This is a genomic window from Phenylobacterium sp., from assembly GCF_031360265.1.
In the GTDB taxonomy this organism is placed as follows: Bacteria; Pseudomonadota; Alphaproteobacteria; order Caulobacterales; family Caulobacteraceae; genus Phenylobacterium.
The window spans coordinates 1-15,823 of the sequence record NZ_JANMBF010000050.1; the positions used below are offsets into that span (position 1 = coordinate 1).

General features: G+C 69.1%; 18 protein-coding genes. 16 read left to right on the plus strand and 2 right to left on the minus strand.

Translation table 11 applies throughout. The features are described from left to right. The 16 genes from RMN86_RS04295 to RMN86_RS04370 form a co-directional block, all read left to right on the plus strand. On the plus strand, positions 1-720 hold a 720-nt coding region (locus RMN86_RS04295; RefSeq protein WP_309604598.1), incomplete at its 5' end, for a DNA-directed RNA polymerase subunit alpha. A gap of 49 nt (positions 721-769) precedes the next feature. Beyond that, on the plus strand, positions 770-1,180 hold the full coding sequence (gene rplQ, locus RMN86_RS04300) for a 50S ribosomal protein L17 (protein ID WP_309604599.1): 411 nt from the start codon (positions 770-772) through the stop codon (positions 1,178-1,180). A gap of 105 nt (positions 1,181-1,285) precedes the next feature. Further along, complete coding sequence (locus RMN86_RS04305) at positions 1,286-2,509, plus strand: ectonucleotide pyrophosphatase/phosphodiesterase (RefSeq protein ID WP_309604600.1); 1,224 nt, start codon at positions 1,286-1,288, stop codon at positions 2,507-2,509. Between the two features lie 4 nt (positions 2,510-2,513). Further along, entirely contained in the window at positions 2,514-2,960 is a 447-nt protein-coding gene (locus RMN86_RS04310; RefSeq protein ID WP_309604601.1) for a DUF1801 domain-containing protein, read from the plus strand. A 55-nt stretch (positions 2,961-3,015) separates the two neighbouring features. Next, positions 3,016-3,504: a VOC family protein gene (locus RMN86_RS04315; protein ID WP_309604602.1), complete on the plus strand. Its 489-nt coding sequence runs from the start codon at positions 3,016-3,018 to the stop codon at positions 3,502-3,504. Beyond that, positions 3,497-3,952, plus strand: a complete 456-nt coding sequence (locus tag RMN86_RS04320) for a VOC family protein (protein ID WP_309604603.1) — start codon at positions 3,497-3,499, stop codon at positions 3,950-3,952. Before RMN86_RS04315 ends, RMN86_RS04320 begins: the two co-directional genes overlap by 8 nt. Beyond that, a complete protein-coding gene (locus RMN86_RS04325) occupies positions 3,943-4,284 on the plus strand; it encodes a metalloregulator ArsR/SmtB family transcription factor (RefSeq protein ID WP_309604604.1) in 342 nt (113 codons plus the stop codon). The genes RMN86_RS04320 and RMN86_RS04325 overlap by 10 nt, the downstream gene beginning before the upstream one ends. Beyond that, entirely contained in the window at positions 4,281-4,760 is a 480-nt protein-coding gene (locus tag RMN86_RS04330) for an SRPBCC domain-containing protein (RefSeq protein WP_309604605.1), read from the plus strand. Before RMN86_RS04325 ends, RMN86_RS04330 begins: the two co-directional genes overlap by 4 nt. A gap of 51 nt (positions 4,761-4,811) precedes the next feature. Beyond that, the gene (locus RMN86_RS04335; protein WP_309604606.1) at positions 4,812-6,092 is read left to right on the plus strand and encodes a TCR/Tet family MFS transporter; all 1,281 of its coding nucleotides are present in this window, start codon (positions 4,812-4,814) and stop codon (positions 6,090-6,092) included. Between the two features lie 62 nt (positions 6,093-6,154). Then, positions 6,155-7,576, plus strand: coding sequence for a Do family serine endopeptidase (locus tag RMN86_RS04340; RefSeq protein WP_309604607.1), 1,422 nt, complete (start codon positions 6,155-6,157; stop codon positions 7,574-7,576). An 18-nt stretch (positions 7,577-7,594) separates the two neighbouring features. Then, the gene (locus RMN86_RS04345) at positions 7,595-8,896 is read left to right on the plus strand and encodes a replication-associated recombination protein A (RefSeq protein ID WP_309604608.1); all 1,302 of its coding nucleotides are present in this window, start codon (positions 7,595-7,597) and stop codon (positions 8,894-8,896) included. After that, positions 8,893-9,651: an RluA family pseudouridine synthase gene (locus RMN86_RS04350; protein ID WP_309604609.1), complete on the plus strand. Its 759-nt coding sequence runs from the start codon at positions 8,893-8,895 to the stop codon at positions 9,649-9,651. The genes RMN86_RS04345 and RMN86_RS04350 overlap by 4 nt, the downstream gene beginning before the upstream one ends. Positions 9,652-9,711: 60 nt before the next feature. After that, a complete protein-coding gene (locus RMN86_RS04355; RefSeq protein ID WP_309604610.1) occupies positions 9,712-10,197 on the plus strand; it encodes a CC0125/CC1285 family lipoprotein in 486 nt (161 codons plus the stop codon). 39 nt (positions 10,198-10,236) lie between these two features. Continuing rightward, positions 10,237-10,623, plus strand: coding sequence for a fluoride efflux transporter CrcB (gene crcB, locus RMN86_RS04360; RefSeq protein WP_309604611.1), 387 nt, complete (start codon positions 10,237-10,239; stop codon positions 10,621-10,623). Then, positions 10,620-11,600 carry an RluA family pseudouridine synthase gene (locus RMN86_RS04365; protein WP_309604612.1) on the plus strand — a complete coding sequence of 327 codons (981 nt, stop codon included), beginning with the start codon at positions 10,620-10,622 and terminating at the stop codon, positions 11,598-11,600. Before crcB ends, RMN86_RS04365 begins: the two co-directional genes overlap by 4 nt. Beyond that, positions 11,597-13,093 (plus strand): putative 2OG-Fe(II) oxygenase, encoded by a 1,497-nt coding sequence (locus RMN86_RS04370; protein WP_309604613.1) that lies wholly within the window; start codon positions 11,597-11,599, stop codon positions 13,091-13,093. The genes RMN86_RS04365 and RMN86_RS04370 overlap by 4 nt, the downstream gene beginning before the upstream one ends. Here the strand turns inward: RMN86_RS04370 and RMN86_RS04375 are convergent, their stop codons facing one another. Both RMN86_RS04375 and RMN86_RS04380 read right to left on the minus strand, forming a co-directional pair. After that, positions 13,094-14,326: a DUF1501 domain-containing protein gene (locus tag RMN86_RS04375; RefSeq protein WP_309604614.1), complete on the minus strand. Its 1,233-nt coding sequence runs from the start codon at positions 14,324-14,326 to the stop codon at positions 13,094-13,096. It lies immediately after the preceding gene. Further along, complete coding sequence (locus RMN86_RS04380; protein ID WP_309604615.1) at positions 14,323-15,777, minus strand: DUF1800 family protein; 1,455 nt, start codon at positions 15,775-15,777, stop codon at positions 14,323-14,325. Before RMN86_RS04380 ends, RMN86_RS04375 begins: the two co-directional genes overlap by 4 nt. Positions 15,778-15,823 lie beyond the last annotated feature (46 nt).

Consider the following 15,823-nt stretch of genomic DNA (forward strand, 5'->3'; position numbering starts at 1 on the left):
CCCAAGCGCATGACGCTGCGGGCCACCGGCCCCGGCGCCGTGACCGCCAGCCAGATCGACGCCCCGGCGGACATCGAGATCCTCAACGGCGACCATGTGCTCTGCACCCTGGACGACGGCGCCACCGTGCGCATGGAGTTCACGGTCCAGACCGGCAAGGGCTATGTCCCGGCCGAGATGAACCGCCCCGAGGACGCCCCAATCGGCCTGATCGCCGTCGACGCCCTCTATTCCCCGGTCAAGCGCGTCGCCTATCGTGTCGAGCCCACCCGCCAGGGCCAGAGCCTCGACTATGACAAACTGGTGCTTGAGGTCGAGACCAACGGCGCGGTGACCCCCGTCGACGCCGTGGCCTATGCCGCCCGCATCCTGCAGGACCAGTTGCAGATCTTCATCACCTTCGAAGAGCCGAAGAAGAAGGTCGAGGGCGAGGCCAAGCCGGAACTGCCGTTCAACCCGGCGCTGCTGAAGAAGGTCGACGAGCTCGAGCTCTCGGTCCGCTCGGCCAACTGCCTGAAGAACGACAACATCGTCTACATCGGCGACCTGATCCAGAAGACCGAGGCCGAGATGCTTCGGACCCCGAATTTCGGCCGCAAGTCCTTGAACGAAATCAAGGAAGTGTTGGCTGGAATGGCGCTTCATCTGGGCATGGACGTGCCCAACTGGCCGCCGGAAAACATCGAAGAGCTGGCCAAGAAGTTCGAAGACCAGATGTAATTGTTTCGGCGCGTCGCGAGACGCCCCGATCCTCGAAGGAGAGATTTCCATGCGCCACGGTATCGCGCGCCGCAAACTGGGTCGGACCTCGGCGCATCGCACCGCCATGTTCGCCAACATGGCCGCCAGCCTGATCAAGCACGAGCAGATCGTCACCACCCTGCCGAAGGCCAAGGAGTTGCGGCCCTTCGTCGAGAAACTGGTGACGCTCGGCAAGCGCGGCGATCTGCACGCGCGCCGCCAGGCGATCAGCCAGGTGCGCGACGTCGAGCAGGTGGGCAAGCTGTTCGGCGTGCTGGGTCCCCGCTACGCCGAGCGCAGCGGCGGCTACATCCGCGTTCTGAAGGCCGGCTTCCGTCACGGCGACAACGCGGCCATGGCGGTCATCGAGTTCGTCGATCGCGATCCGGCCGAAAAGGGCAAGGACTCCGGTCCGGTCCAGGAAAGCTTCGCCGACTAGGCAGGTTTCTGTCCGACCGAGAATTTGAAAGCCCCGGAGCCCCAGGTTCCGGGGCTTTCGTCTGTGAGGATGACGAACCTCCGCGCGCCGGCGTAGTCTGCCGCCATGAGCATCCGCCGCCATCCCTGGGTTCTGCTGATCGTCCTGGCCTTGGCGGCCTGCGCCACGCAGGCGCCCCTGAGGCCCGGGCCGCCGCCGCTCACCCTCCTGATTTCGATCGATGGGTTCCGGTCGGACTACCTGCAACGCGGGGTGACGCCCAACATCTCGGCTCTGGCCGCCGATGGGGTGCGGGCGGTGGCCATGCACCCGTCGTTTCCGAGCCTGACCTTCCCCAACCACTACACCCTGGTGACCGGCCTGCGGCCCGACCGCAGCGGCATCGTCGACAACACCATGGAAGACCCGCGAAAGCCCGGCGTCAGCTTCTCCATGGGCAAGGTCGATGTCTCGCACGACCCCTTCTGGTGGGACGAGGCCGAGCCGCTTTGGGTGACCGCCGAGCGGGCGGGCATCCGGACCGCCACCATGTTCTGGCCGGGCTCGGACCTGCCGATCCGTGGGATCCAGCCGCGCGACTGGAAGATGTACGACAAGAAGTTTTCCGCCGATCAACGGGTTGACCAGGTGCTGGCCTGGCTGGACCGGCCGGCGGCCGAGCGCCCGCGGTTCGTCACGCTCTACTTCGACGAAGTCGATACCTGGGGCCACTCCGCCGGCCCGGACTCCGCCGAGGTCAACGCCGCGCTCACCCGCACCGACGGGTCGGTGGGCCGCCTGGTGGCGGGCCTGAAGGCCAGGGGCCTGTTCGCGACCGCCAACCTGGTGATCGTCGCCGACCACGGCATGGCGCCGACCTCAGGCGACCAGGTGGCCTTGCTGGAGGACCTGCTGCCCACTGCCGACGTCCATGCCGTCAGCCTGGGGCCGGTCGCGGGCTTCAGCGCCATGCCTGGCCATGAGGGCGAGGTGGCCAAGGCGTTGCTCGCGCCGCACCCCCACATGACCTGCTGGCGAAAGGGCGATGTGCCGGCCCGCTTCCACTACGGCCACAACCCCCGCGTGCCGCCGTTCGTCTGTCTGGCCGAAACCGGCTGGGTGATCGGCGCGAAAGGCCGCGGGGTCAACAAGGGCTCCCACGGCTTCGACCCCTATGACCCGCTGATGGACGCGCTGTTCGTGGCCCACGGCCCGGCGTTCCGAAGGGGCGTGGTGCTAAAGGCCTTCGACAACGTCGACGTCTATCCGCTGCTGGCCAGGCTGATCGGGGTGAGGGCGCGGCCCAATGACGGCAACCTCGCCGACCTGGCCGCGGCCCTGGCGCCCTGACGCCATGGACGCCGAGCTTCAGATCGAGGGCTTCATCGCCAAGTTCTCGGATCCGATCGCCGCGGAGATCCGCGCTGCGCGGGCGGAGATGCGTCGGCGCCTCCCCGGCGCTGTGGAGCTCGTCTATGACAACTACAACGCGCTGGCGATCGGCTACGGCGCTTCGGAGAAGCTGGCGGATGTGGTCTTTTCCATCGCCTGTTTCCCCGGCTGGCTGCGGCTGTTCTTCTTCCGCGGCGCTGAGCTCGACGATCCGGAGGGGCGGTTGGACGGGGCGGGCGCCCAGGTGCGGAGCCTGAAGCTGCCGACACTCGCCGTGCTGGACGACCCGGCGGTGCAGGTTCTGATGGCCCAAGCCCTGGCTCGCGCCGCGCCGATCAATCCCGCCGCGCCGTCGCGCAGCGTCGTCAAGTCGATCTCCGCCAAACAGCGGCCGCGTAGGCGCGCTTGACGCATTAGTTTCGATATGGATTAAATATTGTGGACAACAACAAGGAATGTCCGCCATGGCCGAGCGGCCCGCGATCGTCCCCAATGTCTTCTACCAGGATCCCGTCGCCGCGATGCGGTGGCTGGAGCGGGCCTTTGGATTCGAGACCACGACCTTGGTCACCGACGCCGAAGGCAAGGTCGCTCACGCGGAGATGAGCTTTCTCGGCTCCCCGGTGGGGATCGGCGGCGAGTGGGGCGGCGAAATGCTGGGCGGAGCCCACATGAAGAGCCCAGCAAGTCTTGGCGGCGACGGGACACAGTTTGTGCGGATCGCGTTGAAGGCGGGTCTCGACGCCCATTGCGATCGGGCGCGCGTCGCGGGCGCAAGGATCACCGCCGAGCCTGAGGACCAGTTCTATGGCGCGCGCACCTACCGGGCCACGGATCCCGAGGGCCACGTCTGGAACTTCAGCCAGGAGGTTCGCGTGGTTTCCGGCGAGAAGATGGAACGCGACAGCGGCCTGAAGATCGCAACGTCGTTGAAGGAGGCCGGTCATGGCTGACTGGCGCGCGCCGCTGATGTCGGCGGTCTGTTACCTGGACCCGAAGGCCGCGCTCACCTGGCTGGAGCGGGCCTTTGGCTTCGAAGTCTCCATGCTGATCGAGGACGATCAGGGCAACGTGGCCCATTCCGAAATGCGCTTCGGCAACGCCGTGGTGATGATCGGCAATGAGTGGAGCGCCGACCACAAGAGCCCCAAATCGATCGGCGGCAAGAACACCCAGACCGTCCACATCCAGATCGACACCGACGTCGACGCCCACCGCGAGCGGGCGAGGGCGGCCGGCGCGGAGATCCTGATGGCGCCCGAGACCCAGTTCTACGGCGACCGCACCTATCGCTGCCGCGATCCCGAGGGCCATATCTGGACCGTCGCCCAGACGGTCGAGGTGGTGACCCGCGAGGCGGCCGAAAAGGCCACCGGCCTGAAGATCACCGGGTGGGTGTGAACGCGGCCCACGCCGCGGTGGACCGGACCTTGGCGGCGCTCGCCGACCCGCATCGGCGCCGCGTGGTCGATCTGTTGAGCCAGGGGCCACGCGCCGCGGGCGACCTGGCCCGCGAGCTCCACCTCACCGCGCCGGCCATGAGCCGCCATCTGCGCACGCTGCGGCAATGCGGTCTGGTGGAAGACACCCATCCGACCTTCGATGCGCGCGTGCGCATCTATGCCCTGAAACCCGAGCCCATGGTTCATCTGCTGCGCTGGCTGGAGGACGCCGAACGGCTGTGGAGCGCACAGCTGGTCGCCTTCAAGACCCACGTCGAGGGCGACGAGTGACTTCGAAGGTCTATGTGGCCCTGCGTTTGAAGGCGACGCCTGAGCGGGCCTTCGCCGCCTTCGTCGATGAGATCGGTGTCTGGTGGCGGCCAAGTCCGCTGTTCCAGACGACTCCGCGGCCGGGGCGCCTGTCGTTCGAGTTTTCCGACGGAGGTGGAGGCGAGGGCGGTCGCCTGGTCGAGACCCGCCAAGGCGGCAAGGTCTTCGAGATCGGCCGAATTCTCGCCTGGGACCCACCTGGAAAGCTGGTGTTCTCTTGGCGGCAGGCAAATTTTCCACTCGAGCTTCACACGGAGGTGGAGGTGCGATTCGAAGCGGTCGGCGACGAGACCCGGGTCAGCATCGAGCACCGCGGCTTCGATCGGGTCCCCCCGGCGAGCGCCGCCAGGCATGGCTTCCCCGACGCGGCGCTGCTGCTGCGGCTGTCGGAATACTGGCGCGAACAGCTCGCCGCGATGGGCGGGCGAGTGTCCTAACCATGTTGCGGGGGTTCCGGCTTTGTTTCAGGATGCCTTTCGGAGACTTCCATGACCGATACGTCGACCGTCACGCGGCGCAAGGCCGCCTTCCGCTTTGTCTTCGCCTGCGCGTTGATGAACGCGGTGTCGTTCGGCATCATGATCCCGGTGCTGCCGAACCTGATCAAGCACCTGGTGGGGGGCGACACCGCCACGGCGTCCACCTGGAATGTGCTGTTCTCGGTGACCTGGGGAGTCATGCAGCTCTTCTGCGGCCCGATCCTCGGCATGCTCTCGGATCGGATCGGCCGTCGACCGGTGCTGCTGATCTCGCTGTTCGGCCTGGCCGTGGATTTCCTGGTCATGGCCTTTGCGCCGAACCTCGCCTGGCTGTTCGTCGGTCGGGTGATCAATGGCATGACGGCGGCGAGCTTCTCGACCGCCAACGCCTATGTGGCCGACGTCACCGAGCCTAAGGATCGCGCCAAGGCGTTCGGCTGGATGGGCTCGGCCTTCAGCTTCGGCTTCCTGGTGGGGCCGGTGTTCGGCGGCTTCCTCGCCGGCGAGTTCATGCACGGCTATCTCGGCGACTTCGCGCTGCGCCTGCCGTTCCTGGTGGCCGCGGGGCTGACCGCCATCAACTGGCTCTATGGCTTCTTCGTCCTGCCGGAATCCCTGCCGCTCGAGCGCCGCGTGACCCGGTTCAACTGGGCGCGGGCCAATCCGCTCGGCTCACTCAGCTTCCTGCGGGCGCATGGCGAACTCCTGGGACTGGCCACGGTAGGCTTCCTGTTCCAGCTGGCGCACACGGTCCTGCCGTCGATCTTCGTGCTCTATGCCGGCTACCGCTACCACTGGGGGTCCGACATGGTCGGGCTGACCATGATGTTGACCGGTGTTCTGGGTGTGATCGTGCAGAGCCTGTTCGTCGGGCCGGTGGTGGCCAGGATCGGCGAGCGGGGCGCTCTGTTGCTCGGGACACTGGGCGGAATGGCCGGTTTCACTCTCTATGGCCTGGCGCCCAATGGGTGGGCCTATGTCGCCTCGGCGCCAGTTTTCGCCCTGATGAGCTTTCTCCAGCCCGGCCTGCAAGGGTTGATGACCCGGCGCGTCGGTCCGCGGGAACAGGGCCAGCTCCAGGGCGCCAACCAGAGCCTGCAGGGAATCGCCTCGGTGACCGGGCCCCTGGTCTTCGGCCTGACCTTCGCCTGGGCGGTGCGCCAGGACGCGGTGCTGCACGCGCCGGGCCTGCCGATCTTCATCGCCGCCGGCCTGATGGGCTGTGCGTTCCTGCTGGCGGTGCGGGTCGGGCACGCCCGGGCCAAGGCGGCGCCGGCCGCGGCGCAGTAACGCCATCATTGCGCCCGAAAAAACCTTAGCATTGGACGGCTGATCGCAACCTCGGAGAGACCATGCGCGCAACCCGCGTCCTGATCCCGGCCCTTGTCCTGCTGGCCGCCTGTTCGCCGTCCGCCAACAGCCGGGCCCAGGCTCAGGGACAGGCGCAACTGGCCACGCCCGCCCGGGTGATCCCAACCAGCGCCATCGGCCTGAAGCAGTCCTTCGCCCCGGTGGTGAGGCGCGCCGCCCCGGCGGTGGTCAACATCTCGTCCAAGCGCCTGGTCCGCCAGCAAGTCGATCCCTTCTGGGAGCTGTTTGGCAGGGGCGCCCCGCGCGACCGCGTGGAAGGCTCGCTAGGGTCCGGCGTAATCGTTCGCGCCGACGGAGTCATCGTCACCAACAACCACGTGGTCGAGGGCGGCCAGGAAATCACCGTCTCGCTGGCCGACCGGCGTGAATTTCCGGCCAAGCTGCTGTTGGCCGACCCGCGGACGGACCTGGCCATCCTGAAGATCGACATTCCGCCGAGCGAGAAACTGCCGGTCCTGGCTATCGCGGATCGCGCGGAGATGCAGGTGGGCGACCTGGTGCTGGCTATCGGCGATCCCTTCGGCGTCGGCCAGACGGTGACCAACGGGATCATTTCGGCGCTCAACCGCACCGCCGATCCCAATGGCGACGCCGGCGCCTACATCCAGACCGACGCAGCGATCAATCCTGGCAATTCCGGGGGCGCGCTTGTCGATATGAGCGGCGACCTGATCGGGATCAACAGCTTCATCCTGTCACGATCAGGCACCTCCTCCGGCGTCGGTTTCGCGATTCCGGCGCCCGTGGTGCGTCGCGTGGTGGAGACTGCGATGGGCGGAGGCCGAACCGTGGTGCGCCCCTGGGTCGGCGCGCGCCTGCAGAGCGTCACGCCCGAGATCGCCAAGGCCCTGGGTCTCGCACGACCGGCCGGCGCCCTGGTGTCAGACCTCTGGCCCGGCGGCGCGGCCGAGCAGGCCGGGCTGAAGCAGGGCGATGTGGTCACCTCGGTCGACGGCGATGCGGTGGTCGACGCGGCCGCCCTGCACTATGCAGTGGCGACCCATCGGCCCGGCGAAACCCTTCGGGTCGGCGTGCGCCGCGCCGGTGGCGACCAGCAGCTTACCTTGCGCGCCGAGGCGCCGCCCGCGACGCCCGCGCGGGACGAACGCGTGGTCAGCGGCCAGAACCCCTTCGAGGGCGCGACCGTGGTCAATCTCTCGCCGGCCGTGGCCGAGGAACTGGGCCTCGATCCGTTCGGCGGCCGGGGCGTGCTGATCTCCAAGATCTCCGGCGGCGCGGCCCAGCGAGTCGGCCTGCGCCCCGGCGACCTGATCCGCTCGGTGAACGGGCGCGCGATCCAGAGCGTGCGCGACCTCACCGGCGCGGTCAGCGTGGCGTCTCGTGTCTGGGAGGTGACCATCGAACGGGGCGGACAGCAGGTGACGGCGACCTTCCGGGCGTAAGATGCTAAGGCGTCGCGCATGGCCGATCTCTTCGAAGCCGCCGGCCTGACCCCTCAGGCGCCGTCCCCGCTGGCCGATCGCCTGCGCCCGCAGCGGCTGGACGAGGTGGTGGGCCAGGACCATCTGCTGGGTCCGCAAGGTCCGGTCCGACGCATGGCCGACGCCAGGCGCCTGTCGTCGATGATCCTGTGGGGGCCGCCCGGCACCGGCAAGACCACCATCGCGCGCCTCCTGGCCAAGGAGGCCGGCTATGAGTTCCAGCAGTTGTCGGCGGTCTTCTCCGGTGTCGCGGACCTGAAGAAGGCGTTCGAGCAGGCCCGGGTGCGCCGCCTGGCCGGCCAGTCGACCCTGCTGTTCGTCGATGAGATCCACCGCTTCAATCGCGCCCAGCAGGACGGTTTCCTGCCGTTCGTGGAGGAGGGGATCGTCACCCTGGTGGGCGCCACCACCGAGAACCCGTCATTCGAGCTCAACGGGGCGCTGCTGTCGCGCTGCCAGGTCTATGTGCTGAAGCGGCTGGACGACGAGGCCCTGGAGGTCCTGCTGGCTAAGGCCGAGGCGTTCGAGGGAAGCGTTCTGCCGCTGGAGCCGGACGCTCGCGCCGCGCTGTCGGCGCTGGCGGACGGCGACGGGCGCTACCTGCTGACCCTGGCCGAGACCCTGTTCAACATCGGCTCGGCCAAGCCCCTGACGATCAAGGACCTTGGCCAGGTGCTGCAGAAGCGCAGCCCCGCCTACGACAAGGACCGCGAGGAGCACTACAACCTCATCTCCGCCCTGCATAAATCGATCCGGGGGTCCGATCCCGACGCGGCGCTCTATTGGCTGGCGCGCATGCTGGCCGGCGGTGAGGACCCGTTGTTCATCGCCCGCCGGCTGATCCGCGCCGCCGCCGAGGACATCGGCGAGGCCGACCCGATGTCGCTGATCCTGGCCAACGCGGCCAAGGACACCTACGATTTCCTCGGCTCTCCGGAAGGGGAAGTCGCCCTGGCCCAGCTGACGGTCCACCTGGCCACGGCGCCCAAGTCCAACGCCGTCTATCGGGCCTACGGCGCGGCCATGAAGGCGGCCCGGGACACAGGCTCGCTCGCCCCGCCGCTGCACATCCGCAACGCGCCCACCCGGCTGATGAAGGAGCTGGGCTACGGCAAGGGCTATGCCTACGACCCCGACCAGCCCGAGGGTTTCTCCGGCCAGGGCTATTTCCCCGACGAGATGGCCCCCCAGGTCTTCTATGCGCCCAAGGGCGAGGGGTCGGAGGCCAGGATCAAGGAGCGGCTCGATCGCTGGACGGCGCTGCGCAAGGATCGCTCTTGAGTCGGCGTCCCCCGCGCCCGGACCGCGCGCCCGTCACCCCGGTCAAGCTCTCCAAGGATGAGATCGCCTTCGTCCGAGGGCTGGTGATCTATCAGGATCCCCACATCGTGGCGCTGAACAAGCCGTCCGGCCTGTCGAGCCAGGGCGGGCGTGGCCAGGTCCATACGCTGGACGAACTGCTCTGGGCCTTCGCCAAGCCCGGCAAGGCCAGGCCACGGCTGATCCACAGGCTGGACCGCGACACCTCCGGCGTGATCCTGACGGCCCGGACCAAACCCGCGGCGGGCTTCCTCGGCAAGGCGATGATGGATCGCAAGATCGCCAAGACCTACCGCGCCATTGTCACGCCGGGCCCGCCGGAGCCGAGGGCGGGGATCATAGACGCCCCTTTGCGCCGCGACGAACAGGGCCGCGAGGCCTATATGCGCGTCTGTCCCGCGGATCATCCCGACGCCGAGGCCGCGCGCAGCCGCTACAGCACGCTTGGCGAGGCGCCCGGCGCGGCGCTGCTGGAACTCGACCCGCTGACCGGCCGGATGCACCAGTTGCGCGTCCATCTGGCCTCGCTCGGCCGCCCGATCGCCGGCGACGCGCGCTATGGCGGGGCGCTGGTGGTGGGTGGCCATCCCGTTCCGCGGCTGATGCTGCACGCCGCGGCGCTCGCCTTTCCGCATCCCTCGGGCGGCGAGATGCGCGTCGAAGCGCCCCTTCCTCAGGACATGGCTGGCCTGATCGCCGGGCTTGGGCTTGGCTGAGGGCGGAACGTCATCACCCGATCCGCCGTTCTCTGCGGCGATGCCTATGGACACCCACCGATGAAACGCCTGATCCTTGCAGCTCTGGCCGCGCTTTCGCTCAGCGCCTGCGCGACGGAGCCGACGCGCTTCCAGCCCGCCACCGCCCGCGCCGGCGTTGGCTTTTCGCAACTTCGGATCGAGCCCGGCCGCTATCGCGTGACGTTCCAGGGCGGACCGGGCGCGCCGCCCGCCCAGGTTCAGGACTACGCGCTGCTGCGCGCCGCCGACCTGACGCTGGCCGAGGGTTGCGACTGGTTCCGGGTCACCGACCGGAACACCCGCCAGACCGGATATTCCGGCTCGAGCCTGAGCGTCGGGGTCGGCGGCATGAGCTTCGGGCGACACGGCGCCGGCGGTGTCGGCGTCGGGACGGGCATCCCCCTGGGCGGCGGTCCCGCGCTGGCGGCGACGCTGGAAATCCTGATGGGCAAGGGGCCCAAGCCGACGGACATCGACGTCTATGACGCCCGCGGCGTGCGCGAGAGCCTCGGCCCGCGCATCTGACGGCCTTTGCGACGGCGACCCGGCGTCGCATAAGGGGGCATGCCCCTGACTCTCCTGTTCGTAGGCCTCGGCGGCGCGTTCGGCGCGGTCTGCCGCTATCTGCTGGGCGTGCAGACGCTCAGGGCGTTTGGCGCCGGGTTTCCCTATGGCACCTTTGCCGCGAACCTGATCGGCGGCTTCCTGATGGGGGTGCTGATCGGCTGGCTTGCGCTGCGCGGGGGCGCGGACCAGGAGAAATGGCGCCTACTGCTGGGAGTGGGCGTCCTCGGCGGCTTCACCACCTTCTCGGCCTTCTCGCTGGAGACGGCCCTGATGATCGAGCGCAGGTCCTATGGGACAGCGGCGGTCTACAGTCTGGCCTCGGTTATCCTCTCGGTCACGGCGCTGTTCGCGGGTCTCCTGCTGATGCGTCGGCTGTTTGCATGAACGAGGTGCGAACCCTGTTCGTCGATGCCGGCGAAGACGGGGTGCGCCTTGACCGCTGGTTCAAGCGGCGGTGGCCGCACCTGAACCATATCCAGATCCAGAAACTCGCCCGGTCCGGTCAGATCCGGGTCGATGGCGGCCGCGCCAGGCCCGACACCCGGCTGGCGGCCGGCGCCCAGATCCGCGTGCCGCCGCTGCCGCAGGCCCCGCCGCCGCGCGACCGGGACCAGCTCGACCCCCGTGAGATCGCATTCGCCCGGTCCCTGGTGCTGCACGAGGACGACGAGGTTCTGGTGCTCAACAAGCCCTCCGGGCTGGCGGTGCAGGGCGGAACCAAGACCACCAACCACGTCGATCGGCTGCTCTCGGCCTGGGGCGAGGGGCTGGAAAGACCCCGGCTGGCGCATCGGCTCGACCGCGACACCTCCGGCGTGCTGGTGCTGGGCAAGTCTCCAGGCGCCGCCGCCAAGCTCGCCGCCGCCTTCGCCAAGCGCCAAGCGCGGAAGACCTACTGGGCGCTGGTGGTCGGCTTTCCAAAGCCTGGCGCGGGCCTGATCGACCTGCCGCTGGCCAAGAAGGGCGTCGGCGACCGCGAGATGGTGCGCCCCGCCGATCTGTCAGATCCGAAGGCGGAGGCCGCCCAGACCGAATTCGTCACGATCTCCAGAGCCGGCGACCGCGCCGCGTGGCTGGCGCTCAGCCCGCTCACCGGGCGCACCCATCAGCTGCGCGCGCACATGCTGGCCATCGGCCATCCGATCCTGGGCGATCCAAAATACGCCAACGAAGCCTCCAACGCCCTGTCGCTCGGCTTGAAGCTGCAACTGCACGCCCGGCGCCTGGTGATCGCCCATCCCTCCCGTGGCCAGTTGGTGCTGGAGGCGCCCCTGAGTCCTGAGATGCGCGCGGGATTTGCACGCTTCGGCTTTACGGAACATGAGGCTCCGGCCGAACCCTTTGGAAGGTCCCGCGGATGAGTGAGGCGATGATCGCGCGCGCCGAAGCGTTGATGGCCCAGGGTCGGGCCACCGAGGCCCTGGTCTTGACCGAGGGCTTGGTCGCTGAGGCGCGGCCCACTCACATGGCGCTGGCCACCCACGCCGCGGCGCTGAAGGCGGCGGGGCGTCGCGAAGAGGCGGTCGCCTTCAACCTGGAGGCCACCAAACGGTTCGCCGACAGCGCTGTCGCTTGGCACAACTACGCCGCCACTCTGGGAGACCTTGGCCGCGCCGCCGAGGCGCTGACAGCCTGTGAGGCGGCCTTCAAGCGCGGCCTCGACGCGCCGGAGACGTGGAGCGCCTATGCCCGGGCCTTGCAGGCAAGCGGCGACCTGGATCGGGCGGAGGACGCCTTTCGTCAGGCCTTGATGCGGTCACAGGGCGCGCCGGTGGTGGCCGCGGAACTGGCGAATCTGGTGTGGATGCGCGGCGGTGACCTTGCGGCGGCGCAGGCCGTGCTGGACGCGGCCTTTCATCAGGGCGGGAACCCGTCGGCGCTGCTGCTCGCTAAGGCGACCCTGTTCGAGACGGCCGGCGAGGGGTCCCGCGCCGCCGACCTGCTGGAAACGGCGAGCCGCCGGCTCCCTGACGACCTGGCGATCCTGCTGGGCGCGGCTCAGTCGTCGCTGTACCTGGAGCGGATTGCACAGGCCGACCGGTATGTGACCCAGGCGCGCGCGCTCGATCCGGATTCGCGCGCCGTGGCGCAGTATGGCGCGATCGTGGACCTGGCGAGTGGGCGGGCGGATTCGGCCCTCACCCGGCTCCGCGCCGCCTTGGCGAACCGTCCGGACGATCAGTCGCTGTGGGGCTGGGCGGCGACGGCGGCGCGGGCGATGGGCGATCCGCTCTATGCTGAGCTTTGCGACTATGAGGCCATGGTCGGAGTCTACGACCTGGCCACGCCGCCCGGTTGGCCGAACCTCCAGGCGTTCTTGGGTGATCTCAGCAAGACGCTGAATGACCTTCATCTTTATCAGCAGCATCCGCCCAACCAGTCGCTGCGTCACGGCAGCCAGACTCTGCATCTGCTGACGGGGTCTGACGCCCCGGCCCTGCGCGCCTTCTTCGCGGCGATAGACGCGCCGATCCGCCAGCATATGGCCAAGCTGGGCCAGGGCGCCGATCCGCTGCGGCGGCGCAATACCTTCGACTACCGGATTCAGGGCGCCTGGTCGGTGCGCCTGAGGGCCGGCGGTTTCCACCAGGATCATTTTCACCCGGAGGGGTGGCTCTCGTCGGCCTTCTATGTCGAAACGCCGGACGCGGCCCTGGAGAGCGCCGACCGGCAGGGTTGGATTCGCTTCGGCCAGCCGCCCTTCGTCACCGATCCCCCCTTGCCGCCAGCTCACTTCGTCAAGCCGAAACCTGGCCGGCTGGTGCTGTTCCCGTCCTACCTGTGGCACGGCACCGTTCCGTTCACGACGGACGAGGCCCGCTTGACGCTGGCCTTCGACGCCGTCCCGAAATAGCTAGACCAGTCCAGTCACAGGCTTGGTCGCGCCGCTATTGGGGAACACCACACGGTCCAGAGCCATGTGATCGACGCCCATGTGCCCGGCCAGAACGCCCTTGAACAGGCCGCGCATGTCCAGCGTCGGCGCCAGGTCCCGGTTCTCGTAGAGGGCGCTGGATTTGAGTGTCGGCCAGTCGCCGATGATGCCGCCGGGCCTCAGCCCGCCACCCAGGATCAGCGCCGTGGACGCCGTGCCGTGGTCGGTGCCCCCCGTCCCGTTGGCGCGCGCGGTGCGCCCGAACTCGGTGGCGACCACGACGACGGTGTTGCGCCATTCCGGACCCAAGCCGGTGTGAACGCCGTCCAGCACCGCGTCCAGATAGGCCAGGCGGGCGTTGAGCAGGCCGGCCTGGTTGGCGTGGCTGTCGAACCCGTCCAGCGACAGGGCCGCCACGCTCGGCCCGCCCGGCTCGCGCATGAAGCCGGCCAGGGCTGACCCCAGTGCGTGGGCCGCCTCGCGGCCTTGCTGACCGCCTGCCTTGCCGGCGCCCGGCGAAGGCGCGGCGCCGAGGCCCGCCGTTGCGTCCTTGGCCATGGTCTCGGTGGCGAGCCCGCGAGCCAGCGCGGGCCCGAGCAGGAGGTCGTTGCGGTAGAGGTCAAGCAGCAGCAGCGGCAGCCGCGCCTCTGTGTCAACCGCCCGGCCTGGGGACCACGATCCCGTCTGGACCTTGCCCCGCAGGATCAGCGGCGCGGTGGGTCCGACCGACAGGGCGTCCACCTTGCGGTGGGTGGACAGTGTCTCCACGGCCCGGTTCAGCCAGCCCGAGGTCGTCGTGTAGACGCCCGCCGCGCCGGTCTCCAGCACGTCCTGCGCTTCGAAATGCGATCGGGCGCGATCCGGTGTTGCGACGGCCGGCACGATGCGCGCCTCGCCAGCCTGGGCGAGCGCGTGGACGGCCGACAGTTGCGGGTGCAGGCCGAAGGTCGCGTCCAACGGCAGGGCGACTTCGCCGATCGCGAGGCCACCGCGCAGGGACGGATAGTCCGGATCGCCGACCGGCGGCGCGACCGACAGGCCATCCATACCACCCCGGCAGATCACCACGATCATCTTTCGCCTGTTGAGGTCGCCATCGGCGGCCAGGGCCGGAACGGCGAGTAGCTGGAGCGAAAGGCCGAAGCCTGCGGCGGTGGTGAGCAGTCGCCTTCTCGACGGGGCGACGAGGGGGTTGGGTGCGAGCGCGTTCATCGGCGTTGGAACTCCGGGCTCATCAGCAGCAGCGCGAACCCCTCGGCGCGCGATTCGGCGCGGGCTATAGCCTTGGCGGTTTCGGCGGAGAGGCGTTCGCCGAGGGCTTCAACGGCCAACGTCCTGGGGTCGCGGTCGCGCAGCGCCGCGCCGGAGAAGCCCTGGGCGAACTGCATGCGCTTGACGATGGCGTCGGCGGCGGCCCAGGACTGTGCGTCGTCCGGCCAACCCTTGGGCGAGGGCGCAGAGAACGGTTTCTGGCCCAGACCGGTGAGGATCGGAGCCAGCCGGTCGAAGGCCATGGGGGAAGCGTCCGCCGCCCGATAGCTGGACACGATGAACTCATAGGGAGTCTTGAACTTGGCGGCTTTCGGCTCCCAGGCCTCGGGCGCCGCGATCAGGGCCTCGGCCACGCGCGCCAGGTCGCCGCGGCTCGAGGTCCAGGCGGCGTCCAGCCGACCCACCAGGGCCGGGGGCGGGTCGTCGGCGACAAAATGCCGGGCGATCTTGCCGCAGATGAAGCGCGCGGTCTGCGGCCTGGCGGCCAGGTCGGAGAGAATGGCGCTGGCCTGGGCCCGGCCGCCCGGGGCGTAACGAACGCCCATCACCGTCCGTTCTCCAGGCTCGTGGGCCTGAGCGCGGAACAGGGGCGCGCCATAGCTCTCGTCGCGCGGACCGCCGATGGACAGGCCGGTCATCGCGCGGGCGAACTCGGTGACGTCGGCCTGGGTGTAGCCGGCGCTGACGCCGACGGTGTGCAGCTCCAGGATCTCACGCGCCAGGTTCTCGTTGAGCCCGACGGTGCGTTGGGTCGCGGGCTGTGGGCGGGCGCCGACGCCGCGCGGGCCGCCCGTCTTCAAAAACAGCGCCGCTGGGCTGTCGGGCCCGATCGACTGAACCTGGTCGAGATAGGTGAGCATGGCCGGGTGCGTCTCGGCGGCGGCCAGCAGGTCCTCGAATCGGCCAAAGACGTGGGGCCGGATGGCCTCGTCCTCGAAGGGTCCGACCACCGTGGCGGTGATCGCCTTGCTCGCCGACACGGTAAAGTGGTTGGCCCAGAACAGGGCCCAGCGCTCGCGGAAAGCCGCGTCGGTGGTGGCGGCGAGCGCGATCCGGCCGGAGAAGTCCGCGGCCAGGTCCTGGCGCAGCATGCGCCCGGCCAGATTCACCGGGTCGCGCGCCGCCATTGTTGCGACCCCCTGGGGGGGCGCGTCGACGGTCTTCTCGACCTTGGCCGCGCGCCTGTCCCGCTGATAGTCGCGGAATTCGTTCAGCCGCTGCGCGCTGGTCGCCGGCGTCCCGGGCGGCAGGTCGGCGCCCTCGCGCCGAATCTGGCTCCGCAGGAAGCCCTGCGGGTCGCGGCGGGTCAGTGCGATTTCGCCCGGCCGGGCGCCCAGGCCAAAGCGCGTGGCCGCGATGGCGGCCCTCATAGTCTGGTCGGCAAGCGCCACTCTCGTGCCTCCTTGCGCCAGTCCCTCTTCGCCGTCATGTCAGACG